17 protein-coding genes and 4 pseudogenes are annotated in these 20,058 nt (G+C 65.0%); 15 read left to right on the top strand and 6 right to left on the bottom strand.

From position 1 onward, the window contains the following. Positions 1 to 3 precede the first annotated feature (3 nt). Entirely contained in the window at positions 4 to 528 is a 525-nt protein-coding gene (locus ACSKB8_RS06700; RefSeq protein WP_438103353.1) for an AAA family ATPase, read from the bottom strand. A gap of 38 nt (positions 529 to 566) precedes the next feature. Then, positions 567 to 1,718, bottom strand: coding sequence for an ATP-dependent Clp protease adaptor ClpS (locus ACSKB8_RS06695; protein WP_438103351.1), 1,152 nt, complete (start codon positions 1,716 to 1,718; stop codon positions 567 to 569). A 138-nt stretch (positions 1,719 to 1,856) separates the two neighbouring features. Between ACSKB8_RS06695 and ACSKB8_RS06690 the strand changes: the two genes are divergently transcribed. The 6 genes and pseudogenes from ACSKB8_RS06690 (at position 1,857) to ACSKB8_RS06665 (ending at position 8,813) form a co-directional block, all read left to right on the top strand. Next, a complete protein-coding gene (locus ACSKB8_RS06690) occupies positions 1,857 to 2,297 on the top strand; it encodes a MarR family winged helix-turn-helix transcriptional regulator (protein ID WP_438103349.1) in 441 nt (146 codons plus the stop codon). Next, positions 2,294 to 3,064, top strand: a complete 771-nt coding sequence (locus ACSKB8_RS06685; RefSeq protein ID WP_438103347.1) for an enoyl-CoA hydratase — start codon at positions 2,294 to 2,296, stop codon at positions 3,062 to 3,064. The genes ACSKB8_RS06690 and ACSKB8_RS06685 overlap by 4 nt, the downstream gene beginning before the upstream one ends. 113 nt (positions 3,065 to 3,177) lie before the next feature. Beyond that, a complete protein-coding gene (locus tag ACSKB8_RS06680) occupies positions 3,178 to 5,259 on the top strand; it encodes a methyl-accepting chemotaxis protein (protein ID WP_438103345.1) in 2,082 nt (693 codons plus the stop codon). 138 nt (positions 5,260 to 5,397) lie between these two features. Next, positions 5,398 to 6,339, top strand: a complete 942-nt coding sequence (locus tag ACSKB8_RS06675; protein ID WP_438103343.1) for a dihydrodipicolinate synthase family protein — start codon at positions 5,398 to 5,400, stop codon at positions 6,337 to 6,339. A 382-nt stretch (positions 6,340 to 6,721) separates the two neighbouring features. Further along, positions 6,722 to 8,121: pseudogene (locus tag ACSKB8_RS06670) on the top strand (selenium-binding protein SBP56-related protein). Positions 8,122 to 8,204: 83 nt separating this feature from the next. Next, complete coding sequence (locus ACSKB8_RS06665; RefSeq protein ID WP_438110439.1) at positions 8,205 to 8,813, top strand: hypothetical protein; 609 nt, start codon at positions 8,205 to 8,207, stop codon at positions 8,811 to 8,813. A gap of 3 nt (positions 8,814 to 8,816) precedes the next feature. On the opposite strand, the gene ACSKB8_RS06660 is transcribed toward ACSKB8_RS06665, so the two are convergent. The 3 genes from ACSKB8_RS06660 to ACSKB8_RS06650 are packed head-to-tail and all read right to left on the bottom strand — an operon-like array spanning position 8,817 to position 11,395. Next, complete coding sequence (locus ACSKB8_RS06660; protein ID WP_438103341.1) at positions 8,817 to 9,515, bottom strand: DUF1045 domain-containing protein; 699 nt, start codon at positions 9,513 to 9,515, stop codon at positions 8,817 to 8,819. A gap of 18 nt (positions 9,516 to 9,533) precedes the next feature. Continuing rightward, complete coding sequence (locus ACSKB8_RS06655; RefSeq protein WP_438103339.1) at positions 9,534 to 10,727, bottom strand: alpha-D-ribose 1-methylphosphonate 5-triphosphate diphosphatase; 1,194 nt, start codon at positions 10,725 to 10,727, stop codon at positions 9,534 to 9,536. After that, positions 10,724 to 11,395, bottom strand: a complete 672-nt coding sequence (locus ACSKB8_RS06650) for a chloramphenicol acetyltransferase (protein WP_438103337.1) — start codon at positions 11,393 to 11,395, stop codon at positions 10,724 to 10,726. Before ACSKB8_RS06650 ends, ACSKB8_RS06655 begins: the two co-directional genes overlap by 4 nt. Positions 11,396 to 11,569: 174 nt before the next feature. Here ACSKB8_RS06650 and phnC point away from each other — a divergent pair, with 174 nt between their 5' ends. The 4 genes and pseudogenes from phnC to phnE (ACSKB8_RS06630) all read left to right on the top strand — a co-directional run bounded on the left by phnC (position 11,570) and on the right by phnE (ACSKB8_RS06630) (position 15,181). Further along, positions 11,570 to 12,379 (top strand): phosphonate ABC transporter ATP-binding protein, encoded by an 810-nt coding sequence (gene phnC / locus ACSKB8_RS06645; protein ID WP_091899080.1) that lies wholly within the window; start codon positions 11,570 to 11,572, stop codon positions 12,377 to 12,379. Between the two features lie 60 nt (positions 12,380 to 12,439). Then, positions 12,440 to 13,375, top strand: coding sequence for a phosphonate ABC transporter substrate-binding protein (gene phnD, locus ACSKB8_RS06640; RefSeq protein ID WP_438103336.1), 936 nt, complete (start codon positions 12,440 to 12,442; stop codon positions 13,373 to 13,375). Between the two features lie 75 nt (positions 13,376 to 13,450). Then, positions 13,451 to 14,335, top strand: coding sequence for a phosphonate ABC transporter, permease protein PhnE (gene phnE, locus ACSKB8_RS06635; RefSeq protein ID WP_438103334.1), 885 nt, complete (start codon positions 13,451 to 13,453; stop codon positions 14,333 to 14,335). A gap of 92 nt (positions 14,336 to 14,427) precedes the next feature. Next, positions 14,428 to 15,181, top strand: a pseudogene (gene phnE / locus ACSKB8_RS06630) (phosphonate ABC transporter, permease protein PhnE). A gap of 164 nt (positions 15,182 to 15,345) precedes the next feature. On the opposite strand, the pseudogene phnF reads toward phnE (ACSKB8_RS06630), so the two are convergent. Beyond that, positions 15,346 to 16,071 (bottom strand): annotated as a pseudogene (phnF, locus tag ACSKB8_RS06625) (phosphonate metabolism transcriptional regulator PhnF); the annotation flags it as partial. 157 nt (positions 16,072 to 16,228) lie between these two features. On the opposite strand from phnF, the pseudogene phnG reads away from it, so the two are divergent. From phnG to phnK, 5 genes and pseudogenes are all read left to right on the top strand, one after another. Beyond that, positions 16,229 to 16,643, top strand: a pseudogene (phnG, locus tag ACSKB8_RS06620) (phosphonate C-P lyase system protein PhnG). Positions 16,644 to 16,647: 4 nt separating this feature from the next. Continuing rightward, positions 16,648 to 17,256, top strand: coding sequence for a phosphonate C-P lyase system protein PhnH (gene phnH / locus ACSKB8_RS06615; RefSeq protein WP_438103332.1), 609 nt, complete (start codon positions 16,648 to 16,650; stop codon positions 17,254 to 17,256). 3 nt (positions 17,257 to 17,259) lie between these two features. Beyond that, entirely contained in the window at positions 17,260 to 18,360 is a 1,101-nt protein-coding gene (locus tag ACSKB8_RS06610) for a carbon-phosphorus lyase complex subunit PhnI (RefSeq protein WP_438103330.1), read from the top strand. Then, positions 18,357 to 19,247 (top strand): alpha-D-ribose 1-methylphosphonate 5-phosphate C-P-lyase PhnJ, encoded by an 891-nt coding sequence (locus ACSKB8_RS06605; RefSeq protein ID WP_438103328.1) that lies wholly within the window; start codon positions 18,357 to 18,359, stop codon positions 19,245 to 19,247. Before ACSKB8_RS06610 ends, ACSKB8_RS06605 begins: the two co-directional genes overlap by 4 nt. After that, on the top strand, positions 19,240 to 20,052 hold the full coding sequence (gene phnK, locus ACSKB8_RS06600; RefSeq protein ID WP_438103326.1) for a phosphonate C-P lyase system protein PhnK: 813 nt from the start codon (positions 19,240 to 19,242) through the stop codon (positions 20,050 to 20,052). The genes ACSKB8_RS06605 and phnK overlap by 8 nt, the downstream gene beginning before the upstream one ends. Positions 20,053 to 20,058 lie beyond the last annotated feature (6 nt).

The following is a 20,058-nucleotide window of genomic DNA, read 5'->3' as shown; positions in this document are numbered from 1 at the left end:
ACTTCATCCCGCTGCCATCTCCTGCGCGCCGCCGAGCAGGCGCGCATTGAGGCGGCCGCCGGAGAACAGCATGTCATCGAGGGCCTCGTCGATATCGGCTGACGTTACGGAGTTGCCGCCATCGCGAGCGAGGCTGGCCTGCGCCAGCCGTCGCATCAGTTCCTTGATGAACGCGCAGCTCGTGCCCTCGCTGCGTCGGGCGGCCTCCGCGACGACCGCATCATTGAGCGGCAGTCCTTTGCCATAGAGCCGAGCCAGCTTGTTGCGGCCGGTCTCGTCAGGCAGGGGCACTTCGATCGCCTGGTCGATGCGACCGGGGCGACCGGCGAGCGCACTTTCGAGGTCCTCCGGCCGATTGGTGGTCAGGATGAACAGGATGTCTGCGTCCTCCTTCAGCCCGTCCATCTCGTTGAGCAATTTGTTCAACATGGACTCCTCACACGGCCCCATGTCGTCGCGGTCGCGGGCAATGAGATCGACGTCCTCGATCACGACCATCGACGGCTGAAGCAGCCGTGCCAGGCTCATATAGGCACCGAGAAGGCCGATTTGCTCGGCGGTGATGATCAGCGTCGTATGCCCGGCAAATGTGTTGCGAGATAGCGGATCGTGTGGGTCTTGCCCGTGCCGGGCGGCCCGTACAAAAGGATGCCCTTGCGTGTCGACTGGCCAAGCCGGCGCAACTGATCGCGCGTGCCGACGAAATTCAGCACGTTGCGATCGAGCAGCCGCAAGGTCCGCTCCGGGAGGATCACCTCGTTCCGCGACACCGGCGGCAACCGATGCACGGTGATGCCGCGCGAGTATCCGCGATAGTCAGAGTTGGCATCAAGCGAGAGGATTTTTCCGCGATAGGTGCGCGCGGCTTGCACGGCCTGTTCCAATTCGCCGAAGCATTGCTGGACGAGGACTGCGCCTGCGGTGCCCGCAGGCACAACGATTTCTAGTCGAATCCCCGGCTCGCGGCTGTATTCGCGGTGCGCGCAGAGCAATACCGCGTAGCGAAGACCATCCTGCTCGCACAGCCACAGACCGTTATCGAGGCACTTGACCGGGCTCTTCTCGCCGACATCGAGGTCAGAATATTGCAGCGGTGCAATCGCGAGCGCGTTGCGGCCTTCCCGAAGGAGCCGTGAAATCGACAGCGTTTCGTAGCGCTGTTCCTCGTTCAGCCCGAAAAGCCGGATCGCCTTGCCGAACAGGCGGTCGATCGCGGCCTGGAGATCTACCCGCATATGGCCGGGAAACTGACGGATCGTGGTCACGAGCTTGCTGCGTGGGACGCCGGTGAAGTGCCAGTCCAGCACCTCGCAGGCGTGTTCGAGCTCCTTTTCCGGTTCTTGCGGCGCATTCACGGTGTCTGCGGCGCGCATGCAGTCGTTGCATAGCCACACGGTACGGCTGCCGATGCGAACATCCGTCTGCCCTTTCGGCTTGCCGCAGAGCTCACAGGGAGTCCTGATCTCTTCCAGCGTGATCTTCAGGGGATGCTGGCCCAGCCAAATATATTGACTGGCCGACTTGAAAAGCGCCTCTGCGACGGATTGCGGGTAGGGACCGCAGGCGGCTTTCTCCTCGCGCTCGATCCGCATCATCAGAGCGGCTGCTTCGCGGTCCGACTTGCCAAAAACCTGGCGGAGCAGCCCGATGACGAACTCGTCCGGCGTGTCGTCATCGTTGTAAATCACGAGCTGAGCCGGCTCACGCTCGCCGCGCACATCGTCCGTCATGAAATAACTCCGCCACAACCAAAACTAGAACAGAACAAATAAGGAACATAAAAAGAGCCGGCGGTCAAGCGTGTGGCGCTTAGCAAGCTCTTTTGACAATCCCACCAACCCCGATATATATTTCGCATGCGAACTAAAGTACCCCACCATCGGCTGATCTACCTGCTGAGCGTCGCGCAACGCCGGTTGCAGCGCTGGATGGCGGCTCGGCCCGAGAGCGAGGTGACGCCGGCGCAGGCCGGGCTGCTCTTCATCCTCGGCCGACAGGACGGCGTGCTGATGGGCGAGGCGGGCGCGGCGCTCGATCTTGGCCCGGCCGGCATTTCCGGCCTCGTCGACCGCACCGCGGCCGCCAAACTGATCGAGCGGCGAGCCGACCGCGAGGACGGCCGCGCCTGGCGGATCTGGCTGACGCCGAAGGGGCGCACCGCGCTGGCGCAGGCGAAAGCAGGCGCGGCGGAGGTCAACGCGGCGCTGACGGAAGGATTTACGGTTGCTGAGATCGACATCGTCGCGCGCTGGCTGACGAGCATTCAGGACAAGTTTCCAAGAGGAGTAGAGGAATGACCGAGCACGTCCGGATCGAGAGCAATGGCGGAATTCTCACGCTGACATTGGCGCGCCCCGACAAGAAGAACGCGCTCACGGACGCGATGTACGGCAAGCTCGCCGACAGCATCGAATCCGCCGAGTTCGATCCGTCGGCCCGCGTGATCCTGATCCGCGGCGAGGGCGACATGTTCACTGCCGGCAACGATGTCGGCGAATTCGCGGCGGTTGCTGCGGGCAAATCGGAAGGCAGCCGCAACGTCGTGCGCTTCATCCAGTCGCTGGCACGATGCACCCGGCCGCTGGTTGCGGCCGTGCAGGGCCGCGCCGTCGGTGTCGGCACCACGATGCTGTTGCATTGCGATCTCGTCGTGCTCGCCGACAATGCGCAATTGTCGACGCCGTTCGTCGGCCTGGCGCTGGTACCGGAAGCCGCCTCCAGCCTGTTGATGCCGGCGCGCATCGGCTATGCCCGGGCCTACGAGATGTTTGCGCTTGGCGAGACGGTGCCGGCGCAGGCCGCGCTGGAATGGGGCCTCGCCAACTGGGTGGTGCCGCTCGACCGGCTCGATACCGAGGCGCTCGCACTCGCCCAGCGTCTGGCCCGCCAGCCGGCCGGCGCGCTCATCGCCACCAAGCGGCTGATGCGCAATGGCGAGGCGCTGGTCGCGCAGATGAACGCGGAGGGCGAGCAGTTCGCGCAGCGCCTGCGCACCGCCGAAGCGCGCGAGGCATTCACCGCCTTTGCGGAGCGCCGTCCGCCTGATTTCACCAAGGTTGGGTGAAGGAACGCGGCCCTACCGGCAGGCACAACCGCGGGTATTTGATTAAAGCCTTAACCAAACCTTGGCATGTCGCGATGCAAGGTGGCCTATTCGTGACGAGTAGGCCCCGGCCCATGGCAATGTTTAAGAAATCGGTAAGCACGCTTCTCCTGGTGTTGATGGCGCTGCTGGCGGTTGGTGCGCTGACCAGCACGGCGATCCAGATGTTCGGCGCCTTCGGCCGCTACAGCGACAGTTTGGAAACCGAACGGCTCGCGAACGCCGACAAGGCGATCTTCCATGGCGTGCTGTCCTTGCGCAACAATCGCGGCGATGCTCAGAGCGCGCTGCTCGGCGAGGACGATCCGCGCGCCAAGCTGGGCGCCGCCGAGAAGGCAGAGCAGGCCGGCTTTGACGCCATCATGGCCGCGCTCTCCACCGTCGAATTCGCCCGCCGGGACGAGCTTGCGAGCACGTTGAAGCAGCGTTGGAGCGAGGCCGCGCCGAAATTCCAGCTGTTCTACGACGAGGCCAAGCTGCCGCGCGGCGAGCGCAAGGTGGAGCGCACCGCCGCCTGGTACGATGCCGTCACCAGGGTGATCGAGACCGCCAATCTCGCGTCCACCGCCGTGTCGAACCGCGCGTGGATGAACGATCCTTTCATCGCCCGCATGATCCAGGCCCGCCGCCTCGCCTGGCAGGTGCGCGACCGCTACGGCATCCAGTGCTCGACCCTGCGCCCGAACGTCAACAGCTCCAAGCCGCTGGACGAGACCCAGAAGCAGACCGTGGCCGGCTGGAACGGCATCGTCACAGCCGGCTGGACCGGCATGGAGGAGCTGCTGGCCGCGCCTGATGTGACCGCGGACCTCGCCAATGCGGCCAAGGAGGCGCGGGCCAAGACCAACGGTGTCCTCAAGCAGATCGGCGAGCTGACCAAAAGCTTCGACGGCAGCGGCCGTCCCGCGATGCCCGCCGCTGAATGGAACGCGCTTTGCCAGTCGCCGTTCGCGACCATCGTCGCCATCGCCAACAAGGCCCTCGACCAGTCGATCGCACGCGCGGAGACGGTTCAGCAGAAAGCCCTCACCAATCTGATCGTGCAGTCGCTCACGTTCCTGCTGGCGCTGGCCGTGACCCTGGCCGGCGTGTTCGTGGTGCGCAATCGCCTCATGCGCCCGGTGCGCGCCATTCTCGATGCCATAGCCCGCATCAGCGCGCGCGACTATGCGACTCCGGTGCCGCAATCCCGGCATCCCGACGAATTCGGCACCATGGCTGCCGCGCTCGAAAGCCTGCGCGAAAGCGCGGCCACCGCCGAACGCCTGGGCCAGGAGCGCGAATCGCAGCAGGCGCTCCAGCTCGCCCGCTCCGGCACCGTCGATGCAGCGTGCCACAGCTTCGACGATACGGTGCAGGCGGTCATCCAGAGCGTCGTAGCGTCGACGAGGGAGCTCGATGCCACTGCGACTGACGTGCGCTCGCTGGTTTCGGAATCGGGCAGCCAGACCGCGGCGGTCTCCTCCGCGGCCGAGCAGGCGACCAACAATCTCGAGACCATCGCGGCCGCGACCGAGGAACTCTCCGCATCCGTCGGCGAGATCTCCGCACAGGTGCAGTCCAGCGCCCGCGAGGCCCGCGAGGCCGTTGCGCAGGCCGAGCAGACCAATGCGACGGTGGAGATTCTCGACCAGACCGCAAGCCGCATCGGCGAGGTCGTGAAGATGATCAACGCCATCGCCGGCCAGACCAACCTCTTGGCCTTGAACGCCACCATCGAAGCGGCGCGCGCGGGCGAGGCCGGCCGCGGCTTTGCCGTGGTCGCCGGCGAGGTCAAGAGCCTTGCGGCGCAGACCGCAACCGCGACCGAAGAGATATCGCGCCAGGTTGAGGAAATCCAGGGCGCCACCGGCCAGGCCGTGGCTGCCATCCGTTCGATCGGCGGCGCCATCAGCGGCATTGACGAGAAGATGACGGCGATTGCCGCCGCCGTCGAGCAGCAGCGCGCGGCGACCACCGAGATCTCGCGCAACTTCCAGCAGGCCGCACAAGGCACCCGCGAGGTCACCGACACCATCGGCAGCGTCGCCAGGCTGAACCAGGAGACCGGCAACGCCGGCACGGTGTTGTCGGATTCCGTCAAGAAGATGTCGGCCGACGCCGATCGTCTCCGCGTCGCGGTCGAGGGCTTTTTGGGCGCCGTGAAGACCGCGTAGTCGCCTCGTAGTCTCCCTCAGTTCTTCCATCCAACGTCGCGCGGGCATTGCCGCCGGTCCGCGCGGCGGGTACATCTGTGCCGGCTCGCTTCGCGAGCGCTGAGACAGACGTAAGATACATCTGGGATGGAGAGTTCGATGCCGGTCACGCCACAACACAAGGTCCAGCGCCCCTATCGCGGCGTGTTCCCGGTCGCGCCCACCATCTTCGACGAGCGCGGCGAGCTCGACCTCGAGGGCCAGCGTCGCTGCATCGATTTCATGATCGATGCCGGCTCGAACGGCCTCTGCATCCTCGCCAATTTCTCCGAGCAGTTCGTGCTCACCGATGCCGAGCGCGAAACGGTGATGCATGCGGTGCTGCAACATGTGGCGGGCCGGGTTCCCGTGATCGTCACCACCACGCATTTCAGCTCGGCGGTCTGCGCCGCGCGCAGCCGGCAGGCCGAGGCGGCCGGCGCTGCCATGGTGATGGTGATGCCGCCCTATCACGGCGCGACCTTCCGCGTGCCCGAGAAAGGCATCGTCGAATTCTTCAAGGTGCTCTCGGACGCGATCAACATTCCCGTCATGATCCAGGATGCGCCGGTGGCCGGCACGCCGCTCTCCGTCGAGCTGCTCGCGCGGCTGGCACGGGAGCTCGCCAACATCCGCTATTTCAAGATCGAGGTGCCCTTCGCCGCCGCCAAGCTGCGCAGCCTGATCGAGGCGGGCGGCAAGGACATCGAGGGCCCCTGGGACGGCGAGGAGGCGATCACGCTGCTGGCCGATCTCGATGCCGGCGCCACTGGCGCGATGACCGGCGGCGGCTATCCCGACGGCATCCGCCAGATCATCGATCCCTATTTCGCCGGCAAGCGCGAAGAGGCGAAAGCCGCCTATGAGCGCTGGCTGCCGCTGATCAATTACGAGAACCGCCAATGCGGCCTGATCGCCTGCAAGGTGATGATGCAGGCCGGCGGCGTCATCAAGTCGGACACGGTGCGCCATCCGCTCCAGCCGCTGCATCCGGCGACGCGCGCGGGGCTGCTGGAGCTGGCCAAGGAGCGCGATGCGCTGGCGCTGCGGTGGGGGAAGTAGGGCGCAAATATACTCCGCTGTCGTCCCGGCGAAAGCCGGGATCCATAACCACGGCATTTGGTTTGGCGAAGATTCGGAGTTACCAGCTCGCGCCATAACCGCTCCCTGGGAGTATCGGTCCCGGCCCCCGTGCGCAATTGCGCACTAGGCCGGGACGACATCGAGGGTGAGGTACGCGATTGCCTCATCTCATCAGCCCATCTCGCCGGATGGCGTCGAATTAACGCGATTCCGCCCGTTTCCCGCAGCCCGGCGATGACATATTATACGTTCGCCAACCAGGGCCCTGCGGAGCAATCCCGAGACATCGCGTAACACCTCTTCATTATGCCGTTATCCCGAGCCAGGTTGGAGCGAACCGACAGAACAGGGAGGCAGTGCCATGACGATGAGGCCGGATCCCACCTTTCACGCATCGCCCAAGCTTGCGATGGAAGCACCAGCGGAGAACTTTGCCTACACGCTGCTGCTCAGTCCAGATTTCTCAAAACCTGATGCTCTCGCGGTCATCGACGCCAAGCCGGGATCGCCGACCTACAGCCAGATCGTCCACACCGTGACGATGCCCAACAAGGGCGATGAGTTTCATCACTTCGGCTGGAATGCCTGCTCCTCCGCCTTGTCGCCACTCGCCGGACATGCCTTCATCGAGCGGCGCTATCTCATCATCCCCGGACTGCGCTCGTCGCGGATCTACATCATCGACACCAAGCCGGATCCGACCAAAGCCAAGATCCACAAGATCATCGAGCCCGAGGAAGTCTTCAAGAAGACCGGTTACTCGCGGCCGCATACCATCCATTGCGGGCCGGACGGCATCTATGTGAGCACGCTGGGCGGCGGCGGCAAAGACGGCACCAACGGTCCTCCAGGCGTTTTCATCATGGATTGCGAGACGTTCGAGGTCCTGGGACGATGGGAGATCGACCGTGGTCCGCAGACGCTGCACTATGATTTCTGGTGGAACCTGCCGCGCGACTACATGGTGACGAGTGAATGGGCGTTGCCGCCGCAGTTCGAGAACGGGATCGTCCCGGAAGATCTGCTTGCGAATAAATATGGCCATCGTCTCCACTTCTGGGATCTTCGCGCCCGTCGCAACGTCCAGACCATCGACCTCGGCGCCAATCATCAGATGGCGCTGGAAGTACGGCCGGCGCATGATCCGGTTCGCGAGTACGGCTTCGTCGGCGTCGTGGTCGACACCACCAATCTCGAAGCATCGATCTGGACCTGGTGGCGAGACGGCGGGACATTCCACGTGGAGAAGACGGCGACGATCCCGCCCGAGCCCGCGCCAAAGGAGAAGCTCCCGCCGCTGCTGCAGGGCTTTGGTGCCGTGCCGCCGCTGGTGACCGATATCGACCTGTCGATGGACGATCGCTTTCTCTATGTCTCGTGCTGGGGCACGGGTGAAATGCGCCAGTACGACGTCAGTGATCCGCGCAAGCCAAAGCATGCAGGCTCGGTCCACATCGGCGGCATCGCGCGCCGCACCCCCCATCCCAACGGCAAGGCATTCGCGGCCGGCCCGCAGATGGTCGAGATCAGCCGCGACGGCAGGCGTGTGTACTGGACCAATTCGCTCTATTCCACCTGGGATGACCAGTTCTATCCAGACGGAGTTCCGGGCGTGGAGGTCATGGCCAATGTCGGTCGCGACGGCGGCCTCGAGCTCGACAAGGATTACTTCGTGAGCTTCCCCGACGGATATCGTGCGCACCAGATCAGGCTGGAGGGCGGCGATTGTTCGACGGACTCCTTTGCTACCCGTCGGCCTAGATTGGGGACACGCGAGCCCGGCGCTTGGCTGGCTCTGGCTCGCGCTTGTTGCGAGCGGTCTCTATCACGGGATCGATCCGGGGATGGGATGGCCGCTCGCCGTTTCGGCCGGGCTCATGGACAAGAGCTCGCGCGCGCTCTTCCGTGCATTGTTGGCTCTGGCGGCCGGACATCTCCTGGCAACGCTTCTCGTTCTGCTGCCATTCGCGCTGCTGCTCGTGCTGGCCGAGTGGCAGCGCTCGATCCAGATCGGTGCGAGCCTTCTCGTCATCGGCTTTGGCGTCTATCGGCTGATCGAGCGGCGTCATCCGCGCACGCTGGCCCGAATTCCGCCAACGCAATTGGCGCTCTGGTCATTTGCCGTTGCTATCGCTCACGGCGCCGCCTTGATGCTCGTACCGATCTATCTCGGTCTCTGCCAAGCCTTCGACCTCGATGCCGGCCATGAGGCCGCCGGTGTGCTGATGAAGGCAAGTCTTGTGAAGGCAAGTCTCGGGATGGCGGTGCTGGTGTCTCTGGTGCACGTTGCCGCCATGATCGGCGCGGGCGGATGTCTGGCGTGGCTGGTCTACCGCTATCTGGGATTGAGGTTTGTCTCGCGAAGCTGGTTCAATCTGGATCTGATCTGGGCGGCCAGCCTCATCGTGGTTGGCGTCGTGGCGCTCACCTTCAATCTCTCGAGCTGGCGGTGAAGCCTACCGCGTCAAAGCCCACTCGCCGACGACGCGAAAGCGAGCCTTGGGATCATCCTGCTTGAACAGCGCGATGCGATCGATCGTCAGCGCATTGAGCTTCAATGTCGCAAACCGCGCCCGCAACATCTCCAGAATCGGCCCGCGGCGCTCGGCGTCCAGCCGTCCCGTCAGCGTCATGTGGAAGCGGAATTCTTCCATGACGTAAGGGTAACCCCAGCGGTCGAGATAGTCGCGGTGCCGCTCGCTGAGCTTCTCGGGCCTGCGACGCGCGCGGTCTTCCGCCGTCAGCTCGGTTCGAAAGGAATCGAAATCGCTGACGCAATCGGCGGCGAGCTGCTGGAGCGTGTGGACGGGCTCAGCCGGAATGACGGCAATGAAGCCGCTGATGGAATCGACGACCGGTCGGATCGCCGGGATCGGCCGCGGCTTGCCGGCGAATGCCGCACAGGCCGCCGCAAGCTCGGCCTCGGTTCTGCCGGCCGCCAGCGTCATCGGCGCCTTCAGCGTGCCGTGGAAGCCGTATTTGCGGGGATCGGCGGTGACGTCGCGCCAGTCGGCGGCGACATGCAGTGCCTCGCGCGGAAACGGCACCTCGTCGCCGGTGTAGGTATCGTAGCCGAGCAGCTCGGCGCCAAAGCGGGAGAGGGCGCTGTCGGCGCCGGCGGCAAAATAGATCGCGTAGCGGGAAAAACCTGTCATTGCCTCAGCATAGCCAATTCATGCCGCAACGACAGTCTCGCGTGGCATCGCCGCCGCTGTGAGCAGCCGCGTCGCATCGGTGAGATGCACGAGCTTGCCGCCTGATATCACCGCGATCAGCCGCGGCCGCAGCTTCACGCTGTCGTCGACCAAAAGAATGTCGGCGCGGCGTCCTTCCGCGAGGATGCCGCGATCGGTAAGGCCGGTTGCACGGGCAGGCCCGGCAGAGACCAAATCCCAGGCGTCGGTCAGAGGCAGCACGCCGTCGGCGGCGAGCCGGAATGCGGCCAGCAGCTGTGCGGGATAGTAATAGTCCGACGCCAGCACCGAGCAGAGGCCCTTGGCGATCATGTCCGATGCCCTGGTCCAGCCGGTATGGCTGCCGCCGCGCACGACGTTCGGCGCGCCATAGACGATGGCATCGCCGTGACTTGCTGCCGCCCGCGCCGTCTCCTCGTTGACCGGAAACTCGGCGATCATCGCACCGAGCTCGCGAAACTCCTGGCGCATCGCCGGCGTCGCGTCGTCATGCGAGAGCATCCGCACTGCAACGGCCTGGGCGGCAGCGGCCAGCCGCGACACGGAGGCTGGAACGTCGGCAGCGCGTGCCACCACGCGTTCGACCAGCCGGTCAAATTCCTCGCTCGATAGCCCGGTGCGCTCGACCATGCGATTGCGCTTGCGTGGCTTGGCCATATCGGCAACGGTGCCGTCCATGTGGTCATTGAAGGCGAACAGGTCGACGCGGCCTTCCGCGAGCCACTGGCTGATCTCGGCCTCTGCATCGAGATTGTAGGTCTCATGCCGGAGGTGGAAGCGGGTGTCGGCGGCGAATTGCGGACGCTGCCGCTCGATCGCCTCCATCAGGCCGCGCGCATTGTCGGCGCTGCGCAGGCCCGGCTCCCACGAGCAGGTCGTGGCGTGGAACACCGTGGTAATGCCGTTGCTGATCGCTTGGCGGTCGCTGTCGGCGAGCGCGACGTCGATCGGAAAATCGACGCCGGCGCGCGGCATCATCTGGCGCTCGAAGGCATCGCCATGCAGATCGACGATGCCGGGCAACACCAGCAGGTTGCGGGCGTCGATGGCGAGCCGCGCGCGGCCGCGGGAAGTATCGACCTGCGCGATATCAGTTCCGGACACGAGAAGGGAGGTTTCGACGAGCTCGGCGCCGATCAGGGCCCGGCCGCCTTCAAGGAAAATGTCTGTCACGCGACCGCGCTTCGTTTGCTGGCAGGAGAACCGGTGAAAGAGCTCGCCCGTGCTTCGTATGTCGCGAGGAAATCTTCAATCCCGAGCTTGCGGAAATCGGGCAGCGCTTCACGCAATTTGTCGTGATCCCAGTCCCACCAGGCGAGCTTGGCGAGCCGTCCGGCGATCTCCTCCGAGAACCGCCGCCGCACGATGCGGGCCGGATTGCCGGCGACGATGGTGTAGGCCGGCACGTCCTTGGTGACGATGGCGCCGGCCGCGATCACCGCGCCGGTGCCGATGTTGCGGCCCGGCAGCACGATCGCGCCATGACCGATCCAGACGTCGTGACCGATATGGACGTGATGCTGGCGCCGCCAGTCGAAGAACTCGGTGTCGTCGCTCTCGCCCTCGAAGTAGGCGCTCGAACGATAGGTGAAGTGCGCCTGCGTCGCGCGGTGCATCGGATGATTGCCGGGATTGATCCGCGTCATCGCGGCGATCGAGCAGAATTTTCCGATCGTCGTGTAGGTGATCTGGGCGTCGTTGACGACATAGGAGTAATCGCCCATCGTCACTTCATGCAGGATCGTGCGTGCGCCGACCTCGGTGTAGGCGCCGAGCCTAGCCTCGTGCAGCTTGGCCGAGGGATCGATGGTCGGCTGAATCGAAAGAGCTTTGGCGGCCATGTCGTATCCGAAGCGCGAGGGTGGGGCGTTCCTCTTCGAGCGGCTTGATGACAATGTCATGACGCGGCGATGACAGGGGATGACGTGTGTTGGATCGCCGCACCGCAACGCGGATGTCACACAAGTGTTAAGCGCCGGCGTTAGCGGTGGGCTCCAGTTAATCTGGAGTGCTGCATGCTGGTGGTGGAAGGTCTGACGTGTCGCTTCGGTGCAAAAGCCGCGGTGGACGACGCTTCGTTTCAAGTCTCCCCCGGCGGCTTCGTCGGTGTGATCGGACGGTCCGGCGCCGGCAAGTCGACCCTGCTGCGGACCATCAATCGGCTGGTGACGCCGACTGAGGGGCGCATCCTGTTCGACGGCATCGACGTCACCGCGCTGCGCGGCAAGGAGTTGCGGCAGTGGCGGGCGCGTTCGGCGATGATCTTCCAGCAGTTCAACCTGGTCGGCCGGCTCGATGTTCTCACCAACGTCCTGATGGGGCGCCTCGCAACGATGCCGGCTTGGCGCTCGCTGTCGCAGCTCTGGCCCGAGCAGGACAAGGCTCTGGCGATGTCCGCGCTGGAGCAGTTCGACATCGCCGCGCTCGCCGCCCAGCGCGCCGACCAGCTCTCCGGCGGCCAGCAGCAGCGTGTCGCGATCGCCCGCGCGCTGGTGCAGCAGCCCGATATCATCCTCGCCGACGAGCCGATCGCCTCGCTCGATCCGCGCAACACCAAGATCGTGATGGATGCGCTGCTGCGCATCAACAAGCATTTCGGCATTACGGTGCTCTGCAACCTGCATTCGCTCGATCTGGCGCGCAGCTATTGCGACCGCCTGATCGGCATGGCCGCGGGCCGCGTGGTGTTCGACGGCGCGCCGTCGGCGCTGACCGATCGCGTGGCGCGCGAGCTCTACGATCTCGAAGCCGCCGACGTCATGGGCGGCATGCCTGTCCCGGCGCCCGAAGGCGTTCCGGCGCTCGGGACGGCCGCGGCGGCCTGAGCCTCGCCTGTTTAGTTCAAGTCTTTGCGTCAACCGACCTCAACCGATGAAGAGGGTATCATGATCACTCGCAGATTAATCCTCGCCGGCGCCGCCGCGCTTGCGTTCACGACCTCCGCCTCCGCGGACGACTGGAAAACCAAATATCCGGAATTGACCTTCGCGGTCGTGCCGGCGGAGAACGCCTCCGGCGTCACCGAGCGCTGGGCGCCGTTCATGAGCTATCTCTCCAAGGAATTGGGCGTGAAGGTCACGTTGCGCATCGCCAACGACTACGCCGCCGTCATCGAAGGCCAGCGCGCCGGCAACATCCATATCGCGAGCTACGGCTCGGCCTCGTTCGCGCGCGCACGTCTGACCGGCGTCAAGACCGATGCCTTCGCCAACGACATCAACGCCGACGGTTCGACCGGCTACTATTCGGTGTTCTTCGTCAAGGCGAGCAGCGCCTACAAGAAGGTCGATGACCTCAAGGGCAAGAATCTCGGCCTCGTCGATCCGAACTCGACCTCCGGCAACAATGTGCCGCGCTTCGAGCTCGACAAGATGGGCATCCACGATGCCGACAGCTATTTCAGCAAGGTCGTCTTCACCGGCAGCCACGAGAACGCGATGCTGGCGCTGGCGCAGGGCACGGTCGACGTTGCCGCCAACCAGTGGACCAGCGATGACGATTCGACGCTGGCGCAGATGCTGACCAAGGGTATGCTGAAGAATGCCGATGGCTCGGCGATGAAGAAGGACGACTTCCGCATCATCCACAAGTCGGCGCCGATCATCAACGGTCCCTACGCCTACAACTCGGATCTCCCGGAAGATGCCAAGGCCGCCATCGCCAAGGCGTTCTTCGACGCTCCGAGTAAGGACAAAGCAGCATTCGACCGTCTCTCCGACGGCCAGAAGAAGGGTTTTCATCCCGCCACCACCAAGGACTGGGATGGCACGATCGAGCTGATCAAGTTCGTCGATGCGCTGCGTAAGAAGAAGGCGTCCTGATCTCAGGACGAGCTACTCGAGCCGGGTCGACGGACCCGGCTCTTTCTCTTTTTACAGGCCACTCTCCCTGACAAGATGACCGTCGCGGTTTCGATCCTCCCCGAGCAGCAGCTTGCCGTGCTCAACGCCGCCTATCGCCAGGCGGTCGCGCGCAGGCGATGGCGTCTCCTGTTGGGAGCCGGTATCTTTGCCGCAGCGCTGGTTCTCGCCGCGATCGGCGCCGAGGTGAATTTGCGCACGCTGTTCACCTATTTCGGCAACTTCATCAGCTATTTCGACCGCATCCTCACGCTCGACAGCGGCCAGCGGGTCTGGACCGATATCGGCGAGTGGCTGTGGGGCTGGCGCAAATGGCTGAGGATGCTGGGCGAGACGCTGCTGATCTCCTATGTCGGCACGCTGATCGGCGCGACCTTCGCCTTTGCCCTGAACTTCTTCGCGGCGGAGAACACCTCGCCCGCGCCCTGGCTGCGCTTCGTCGTGCGCCGCCTGCTCGAATTCGCCCGCACCGTTCCCGGCATCGTGTTCGCACTGGTGTTCGTCATCGCCTTCGGGCTCGGACCCATGGCCGGCGTGCTCGCGATCGCGATCCACTCCACCGGCGCGCTTGGAAAATTGTTCTCGGAGATCGTCGAGAATGCCGACATGAAGCCGGTCGAGGGAATCCGCTCGACCGGTGCGAGCTGGCTCTCCTGCATGCGCTTCGCCGTGGTGCCGCAGGTGACCGCAGGTTATGCCAGCTACGCGCTGCTGCGCTTCGAAATCAATGTCCGCGAAGCCTCGGTGATGGGTTTTGTCGGCGCCGGCGGCATCGGCCAGGAGCTCGTCGTCGCCATCCGCAAGTTCTACTACTCGGACGTCAGCGCCATCCTGCTCACCATCATCGTCACCGTCTTCATCATCGACATCACCACCGGCTGGCTGCGCGGCCGCCTGTTCGGCAAGGAGGCGCGGACGTGACGAAGCCGCAGCAGGTCGACACGCGAGAGATCCGCGCGCGCTACCCCGATGTATTCGACCGGCCGGCCTCGGCGCGGCTTGCAACGCCCGCGATGATCGTCGCGGCGTTCGCGATCCTCACCTACGGCCTGGTCGATCTCGACTTCTCGCCGTCGCGGTTCCTCGCCGGCCTCAGCCAGCTCGGCTGGATCAGCCTGATGATGATCCCGCCCGATCCCGGCTCCTCGCTGCCGGTCTATCTGAAAGCGCTGGGCGAGACGCTGTCGATCGCGCTGCTCGGCACGACGCTGGCGGCGCTGTTCGCGCTGCCGGTCAGCCTGCTCGCCGCGCGCAACGTGGTACCGTCAATCATCCTGCGTTTCCCGGTTCGCCGCTTCCTCGATTCGATCCGCGGCGTCAACACGCTGATCTGGGCGCTGGTGTGGATCAATGTGGTCGGGCTCGGCCCGTTCGCCGGCGTGCTTGCCATCGCCGTGTCGGATTTCGGCGCCTTTGGAAAACTGTTCTCGGAGGCGATCGAGGGCGCCGACCAGAAGCAGGTCGAAGGCATCCGCGCCTCCGGCGGCAGCGCGCTGCACGAGATCCGCTTCGGGCTGCTGCCGCAGGTTTTGCCCGTGATCGCCGGCCAAGTGCTCTATTTTATCGAATTCGAACACCCGCTCGGCCACCATCATCGGCATCGTCGGCGCCGGCGGCATCGGCCTCCAGCTCGCCGAGCAGATCCGCGTGCTGGAATGGCAGAAGGTATCGTTCCTGATCCTGATGATTTTGGTCGCGGTTGCCGCGATCGATTTCATCTCGGGCAAGCTGCGCTTTGCGATTATCGGGCGACGGGCAGTGGCATAGCTCTTCCTTCTCCCCTTGTGGGAGAAGGTGGCGCGAAGCGCCGGATGAGGGGTATGTCTCCACAAGCTCAGATCTGGATTTGTGGAGACATACCCCTCACCCGTCTCGCCGCTATCGCGGCGAGCCACCCTCTCCCACAAGGGGAGAGGGAAGAGAGTCCCCGACGACTCCACCAGAAACTCCACCCGCTCCGCCGCAAACCGCGAGTGCTTAGTCACCAGCGGCTTGCCGTCGAGAGCGTGGTCGGTCGCATCGACCACCAGGATCGGACGTCCCAGCGCAAGATCGAGCCGGGCGGCGTCCGTCGCATCAACGATGCCGGCGGTGATCCGGGTCGCGCCGCGGCGGTAGTCACGAATGCCGTAGTGCTCCAGCAACTTCGTCATCGAGCGTGTCGTGGCGAACACGGCGCCCGCGCCCGGAAACAATTCCGCCGATAGCCAGGTGGTGGAGACGCAGATCGGCGTGCGGTCGGCGAGGCGGATCGCCTCGATTCGCACCAGCGGCGCGCCGGTCTTCAGGCCGAGCTCGCGCGCCAGCTCGCGGGTTGCGACATCGTCGGACGCCTCGATCAACTGGCCGCGCGGCTCGCGGCCGCCGGCGCCGACGATCTCGGAGAAGCGCGTGCGCGAGCGCAGCGGATAGGCGAGCTTCTGCGCCTCGACATAGGTTCCGCTGCCGCGCTCGGCCCGCACCAGGCCGCGCTCGGCAAGCGCGGCCAGCGCGCGCCGCACGGTGTGGCGGTTCACGCGGTAGGTTTCGGCGATCTCCATCTCGCCCGGTAATTTGTCGCCGGCGGCAAAGCGGCCGTCGGCGATGCCGCGCTCGATGCCGTCGGCGACGAGGCGCCACAACGCGACGCCCGACGATGCAGTGTCTTGCATGCTCATATCGCCGGTCAGCCTAGCCCAGAAATCACGCCTTTGTCACGAAACAGTCATGGCGCTCCCTTATGAAGTTGTCTAGTATCATAGACAACTTAGAATCGGCAAGTTCGGTGAATCCGTGACCCAGCACAACAACCAGCAAGCCCAGCGCAAGGCCGCGATGGCCGTGCTGGCGCACGCGGAGGCGGGCGAGATCGCCGCTCGCCTCCGCAACTTCAAGCATCCCGGCCCATCAGGATCTGCGCGAGGGCGAAAACGGTCTCGTCATGCTGCGCGGCCGGGTCGGCGGCGACGGTGCGCCGTTCAACCTCGGCGAAGCCACGGTGTCGCGCGCTGCGGTCCGGCTTGCCAGCGGCGAGGTCGGCTTCGGCTACACGCTCGGCCGTGATGGTGAGAAGGCGCGGCTGATCGCGCTGTGCGACGCGCTGGTGCAGTCCAGCGATTTCGGCTCAGCCGTCGAGCGCGACGTGATCGCGCCTTTGCGCGCGCAGCTTATGACGAAGCGCCAGCAGGCGGCGGCGCAGACTGCCGCGACGAAGGTTGATTTCTACACCATGGTGCGCGGTGAGGGGTGAGATCATGACCACGATTGCGGAACTGCCGCCGGGATTTGCCGACAAGGTGTTGTCGGCGCAATCGACCTTCCGCTCGGTGATGGACGCGATGGCGCGGCCGGGTTCGGTCCAGCGCATCGTGCCGACAGCCGGAACGCCCCATACGATGATGCGCGGCACCGCTGCGATCGCGCTGACGCTGTTCGACCACGACACGCCGCTCTGGATCGATGCGCGCATGGCGCAAAATTCCGACGTGGTGAAGTGGCTCAAGTTCCACACCGGCGCGCCGGTGGTGCAGGACTCCTCGATTGCGAGCTTCGCATTGATCGGCGCCGGCGCCGCGCTTCCGCCGCTCGAGCGCTTCGCGCTAGGCACCAACGAATATCCGGATCGTTCGACCACACTGATCCTGCAGGTCGATAGCCTGGGCTCGGGACGCAGCTTCGAGCTGCGGGGACCCGGCATCGACGGCGTCGCCACGCTCCAGGCGTCGGTCAAGCCGTTCGACCTGTTCGACCGCCTGCGGTTCAACGAGCCGCTGTTTCCGCGCGGCCTCGATGTGGTGCTGGTCGCCGATGATGCCGTGATTGCGATCCCGCGCACCACGCGCGTCGCGAACAAGGGAAGCTGAAGCATGTATGTCGCAGTCAAAGGCGGCGAACGCGCCATCGAGAACGCCCATCGCCTGCTTGCCAATGCGCGGCGCGGCGACCAAGGCGTTCCGGAAGTCACGCTCGACCAGATCTCGGAGCAGCTCGGCCTCGCCGTCGACCGCGTCATGAGCGAAGGCTCGCTCTATGACCGCGAGCTCGCAGCGCTCGCGATCAAGCAGGCGCGCGGCGACCTGATCGAGGCGATCTTCCTGGTCCGCGCCTTCCGCGCCACGCTGCCGCGCTTCGGCGTGAGCGAGCCGGTCGACACCGGCGCGATGCGCGTGCAGCGGCGGGTGTCCTCGACCTTCAAGGACATTCCGGGCGGCCAGATCCTCGGGCCGACCTTCGATTATACCCACCGCCTGCTTGATCCCTCGCTCGCCGAAGGCTTTGTACCGGAAGCGCCGGCGACAGCCGAAGCCTCGACCGCGGCCACGCCGCGCGTGACTGATATTCTCGGCCGGGACGGGCTGATCGAGTCTTCGCCGCATGCCGAAGACGGTGCCAGCGTCGGCGATCTCACCCGCGAGCCGCTGAATTTTCCGGCGGACCGCGATCTGCGCCTGCAAAATCTGGCGCGTGGTGACGAGGGCTTTCTGCTGGCGATGGGCTATTCCACCCAGCGCGGCTATGGCCGCAACCATCCCTTCGCCGGCGAGATCCGCTTCGGCGAGGTCGAGGTCGAATTCTTCGCCGAGGAGGTCGGTTTCGCCGTGCCGCTCGGCGCGATCGAGCTGACCGAGTGCCAGATGGTCAACCAGTTCAAGGGATCGGCGACGGAAGCGCCGTGCTTCACCCGCGGCTACGGCCTCGCCTTCGGCCAGAGCGAGCGCAAGACCATGTCGATGGCGCTGGTCGACCGCGCACTGCGTGCCCGCGAGCTTGGCGAGGAGGCGCTCGCCCCGGCGCAAGATGAGGAATTCGTGCTGTCGCATTCGGACAACGTCCAGGCGACCGGCTTCGTCGAGCATCTCAAGCTGCCGCACTATGTCGACTTCCAGTCCGAGCTCGGCCTGCTCCGCAAGCTGCGTCAAGAATTTGCCGATGCCAATGCTGAGCCCATGAAGGAGGCCGCGGAATGAACGCGCCCGCCTACAATTTCGCCTATCTCGACGAGCAGACCAAGCGGATGATCCGCCGTGCGATCCTCAAGGCGATCGCGATCCCCGGGTATCAGGTGCCGTTCGCCAGCCGCGAAATGCCGATGCCCTATGGCTGGGGTACCGGCGGCGTGCAGGTCACCGCCGCGATCCTGGGACCTGAGGACGTGCTGAAGGTGATCGATCAGGGTTCCGACGATACCACCAACGCGATCTCGATCCGCAAGTTCTTCGCCAAGACCGCGGGCGTCGCCACGACGACGGCGACGGATGAGGCGACCGTGATCCAGACCCGTCACCGCATTCCGGAGACGGCGCTGAATGAAAACCAGGTGGTGGTCTATCAGGTGCCGATCCCGGAGCCGCTGCGCTTCCTCGAGCCGCGCGAGACCGAGACGCGGCGCATGCATGCGCTCGCCGAATACGGCTTGATGCATGTGAAGCTCTATGAGGACATCGCCCGCTTCGGCCATATCGCGACCGCCTATGCCTATCCGGTGAAGGTGAACGCGCGCTATGTGATGGATCCCTCGCCGACGCCGAAATTCGACAATCCCAAGATGGACAATTGTCCGGCGCTGCAATTGTTCGGCGCCGGCCGCGAGAAGCGCATCTATGCGATTCCGCCCTACACGCAGGTGGTGTCGCTCGATTTCGAGGACCACCCGTTCGAGCCCTACCGCTTCAACGCGCCCTGCGCGCTGTGCGGCGCCGAAAATTCATATCTCGACGAGATCGTCACCGACGACAGGGGCGGACGCATGTTCGTCTGCTCGGATAGCGATTATTGCGAGGGACGGCAGGCCGCCGGCCATCACGGCAGCCTCAGCGCCGCGCCGTACAAGGAGAAGGCGGGCTCACATGGTTGATCAAGATTTGGCTGATCTCGATACGCCCGAAAATGACCAGCCGCTGCTGGTCGCGGAGGCGCTCAGCAAGTCCTTCGGCCGCATCGCCGCCTGCCGCGACGTTTCCTTCGCGCTCTATCCCGGCGAAGTGCTGGCGATCGTCGGCGAGTCCGGCTCGGGCAAGTCGACGCTGCTGCAAATGCTGTCGGGCCAGCTCGCGCCGAGCGCCGGCCACGTCTCCTACCGGATGCGCGACGGAATCACTCGCGATCTGACCACGCTGGGCGAAGCCGAGCGGCGCTTCCTGTTCCGCACTGACTGGGGCTATGTGCACCAGGATCCCGCGCAGGGCCTGCGCATGGCGGTCTCGGCCGGCGCCAATGTCGGCGAGCGACTGATGGCGGTCGGCTGGAATCATTACGGCCGTATCCGCGATACCGCGTCGGACTGGCTGACGCGCGTCGAGATCGACGTCGCGCGCATCGACGATGCGCCGCGCACCTATTCCGGCGGCATGCGCCAGCGCCTCCAGATCGCGCGCAACCTCGTCACCGGGCCGCGGCTGGTGTTCATGGACGAGCCGACCGGCGGCCTCGATGTCTCCGTGCAGGCCCGCCTGCTCGACCTCCTGCGCAGCCTGGTCGCCGAGCTGCACCTCGCCGTCATCATCGTCACCCACGATCTTGCGGTGGCGCGCCTGTTGTCGCACCGCGTAATGGTGATGAAGGGCGGCCACGTCATCGAGACCGGTCTCACCGACCAGGTGTTCGACGATCCCCGCGAGCCCTATACGCAACTCCTCGTCTCCTCGATTCTCCCGCCATGAGCTTTT

Origin of the sequence: Bradyrhizobium sp. BR 1432 (genome assembly GCF_051547705.1) — a bacterium.
Classification (GTDB): Bacteria; Pseudomonadota; Alphaproteobacteria; order Rhizobiales; family Xanthobacteraceae; genus Bradyrhizobium; species Bradyrhizobium zhanjiangense.
This window is presented reverse-complemented; position numbering and strand designations above follow the sequence as displayed.